This is a genomic window from Mesorhizobium sp. (assembly GCF_005063415.1).
Taxonomy (GTDB): Bacteria; Pseudomonadota; Alphaproteobacteria; order Rhizobiales; family Rhizobiaceae; genus Mesorhizobium.
On sequence record NZ_SUEG01000274.1, the window covers coordinates 1 to 3,108 of the forward strand.

Genomic DNA, 3,108 nt, shown 5'->3' on the forward strand with positions numbered 1-3,108 from the left:
AGGTTGTCACCCATGTCTTAGGTACAAACTGTTACCCATGTCTCCGGGCCGTACACCGGAAACTTGGCTGGGGCGCCAGGATTCGAACCTGGGAATGTCGGTACCAAAAACCGATGCCTTACCACTTGGCGACGCCCCAACAGCCGGAGCGTGCCCGCTGTGCGCGCGGCCTTATAGGACGAGCCGGGAGAAAGCTCAATGCCGACATATCGACTATGGGCGATCGACTCAGCAGTTCTGCAATCGTCACTTGAACGGACCTATTCACCCCCCACACACATTTCATTGTCAGCCGGATCAACGAAATGGAACCGCCTGCCGCCGAGGAGTGAAAAGATCGGCTTGTCGATGGTGCCCATTCTCGACGGCGCTCAATGCTTCCTCCAGCCTTTCGGAATAGAGCACAGGCAGCGGCTTGGCCGTCGCCTCCTCGGCATCCGCCTGAAAACCGCCGTCCAGCCCTTCGGCAAAGGCTGGGTAGGTCGGCCCGTAATCGGCAAACGACCATGAGACGGCCGCGCTGTAGAGAGCCTTCACGCTGTCCAGCGTTCCGCCCGTCGCTCTGCCCTTTGTTCTCGTTATGTTCTACAGCCAAAGCTTTCCAAAATGCAAGTCTCTTCGGCGCCGCTTTTTCTTAATCGATTGTAGAGGCCGGCCGGCTTGCTCGATGCCTTGCCTTTCGCACTGCAGCATCATATCGCTCGATTTGCCAATATTTCCAATCTCCTGCAACCGGGGAGCAAGCATGACCAAATGGGTCTACACCTTTGGCGACGGCGCCGCGGAAGGCCGTGCCGGCGACCGCAATCTGCTCGGCGGTAAGGGCGCCAACCTTGCCGAAATGTGCAGCCTGGGCCTGCCGGTGCCGCCGGGCTTCACCATCACCACCGAAGTCTGCAACGCCTATTACGCCAACGCCCACACCTATCCGGCCTCGCTGGAGGCGGATGTTGCGGTCGCCCTCGACCATATCGGCCGGTTGAGCGGGCGCCGTTTCGGCGATCCGTCGAAACTGCTTTTAGTGTCGGTGCGCTCCGGTGCCCGCGCTTCCATGCCCGGCATGATGGACACCGTGCTCAATCTCGGCCTGAACGACGAGACGGTCGAAGCCTTGGCCGCCGATTCAGGCGATCCGCGCTTTGCCTATGACAGCTACCGCCGTTTCATCCAGATGTATTCCGATGTCGTCATGGGTCTCGACCATGAGGTGTTCGAGGAAATCCTCGAAGACCAGAAGGGCGGCCTCGGCCATGAACTCGACACCGAGCTGACCGCCATCGAATGGCAAGGCGTGATCGCGCTCTACAAGGCCAAAGTCGAGGAGGAGCTTGGCAAGCCCTTCCCGCAGGATCCGCACGAGCAGCTCTGGGGCGCCATCGGCGCGGTGTTTTCCAGCTGGATGAACAACCGCGCGATCACCTACCGGCGCCTGCACGACATTCCCGAAAGCTGGGGCACGGCAGTAAATGTCCAGGCCATGGTCTTCGGCAATATGGGCGACACCTCGGCCACCGGCGTTGCTTTCACCCGAAACCCGTCGACCGGCGAAAAGCAGCTTTATGGCGAGTTCCTGGTCAACGCCCAGGGCGAGGATGTCGTTGCCGGCATCCGTACGCCGCAGAACATCACCGAGGCGGCGCGCATTGCCGCCGGCTCCGACAAGCCGTCGCTGCAGAAGCTGATGCCTGACGCCTTCCAGGCTTTCGTCAGCATCTCAGATCGCTTGGAAAAGCACTACCGCGATATGCAGGATCTCGAATTCACCATCGAGCGCGGCAAATTGTGGATGCTGCAGACCAGGTCCGGCAAACGCACAGCCAAGGCGGCACTGAAGATTGCCGTCGACATGGCCAGGGATGGACTGATTTCGAAGGAGGAGGCTGTCGCCCGCATTGATCCGGCCTCGCTCGACCAGTTGCTGCACCCGACGATTGATCCGAAGGCGGCGCGCGACGTCATCGGCGTCGGCCTGCCGGCATCGCCAGGCGCTGCCACCGGCGAGATCGTCTTTTCCTCGAATGACGCCGAGGAAGCCAAGACACAAGGCCGCAAGGCGATCCTGGTGCGCATCGAGACCAGCCCCGAAGACATCCATGGCATGCATGCGGCCGAAGGCATCCTGACCACGCGCGGCGGCATGACCAGCCACGCCGCCGTTGTGGCGCGCGGCATGGGCAAGCCTTGCGTATCAGGAGCCGGCTCGCTGCGCGTCGACTACAAAGCCGGCACCCTGATGGCGATGGGAGCGACGTTCCGCAAGGGCGACATCATCACCATCGATGGCGGCAACGGCCAGGTGCTGAAGGGCGCTGTACCGATGCTGCAGCCCGAACTCTCGGGCGATTTCGCCGCCATCATGGAGTGGGCCGACGGCGCCCGCCGCATGAAGGTGCGCACCAACGCCGAGACACCACTCGATGCACGCATGGCGCGCTCCTTCGGCGCCGAAGGCATCGGGCTTTGCCGCACCGAGCACATGTTCTTCGACGGCGATCGCATCGTTGCCATGCGCGAGATGATCCTGGCCGATACTGAAAAGGAGCGGCGAACGGCGCTGGCCAAGCTGTTGCCGATGCAGCGCTCCGATTTCCTCGATCTGTTCGAGATCATGGCCGGGCTGCCGGTGACGATCCGCCTGCTCGATCCGCCGCTGCACGAATTCCTGCCCAAGACCGAGGAGGAGGTGGCCGAGGTCGCCGCTGCCATGAACGTGTCGCCAGACAAGCTCAGGCGGCGTACCGAAGCGCTGCACGAGTTCAATCCGATGCTCGGCCATCGCGGCTGCCGGCTTGCCGTCTCCTATCCCGAAATCGCTGAGATGCAGGCGCGCGCGATATTCGAGGCGGCCGTGGAGGCCGGCAGGAAGGCCGGCGCGCTGGTGGTCCCGGAGATCATGGTGCCGCTGGTCGGGCTGGTGAAGGAGCTCGACTTCGTCAAGGCACGCATCGATGCCGTCGCCAAAAGCGTGATGGAGGAGACCGGCGTCAAGATCGATTACCTGACCGGCACGATGATTGAACTGCCGCGTGCCGCGATCCGCGCCCACGTCATCGCCGAGGCGGCCGAATTCTTTTCCTTCGGCACCAACGATCTGACCCAGACCACGTT

Annotated in this window: 1 protein-coding gene, 1 tRNA gene and 1 pseudogene; 1 reads left to right on the forward strand and 2 read right to left on the reverse strand. The window is 62.3% G+C overall.

The window, feature by feature from the left end:
- Positions 1 to 64: 64 nt before the first annotated feature.
- Both E5W70_RS31550 and E5W70_RS31555 read right to left on the reverse strand, forming a co-directional pair.
- Positions 65 to 139, reverse strand: a tRNA-Gln gene (locus E5W70_RS31550).
- 121 nt (positions 140 to 260) lie between these two features.
- Positions 261 to 582 (reverse strand): annotated as a pseudogene (locus tag E5W70_RS31555) (VOC family protein).
- A 163-nt stretch (positions 583 to 745) separates the two neighbouring features.
- On the opposite strand from E5W70_RS31555, the gene ppdK reads away from it, so the two are divergent.
- Positions 746 to 3,108, forward strand: a 2,363-nt coding sequence (gene ppdK / locus E5W70_RS31560; RefSeq protein WP_292665184.1) for a pyruvate, phosphate dikinase, incomplete at its 3' end; no start/stop codon positions are given.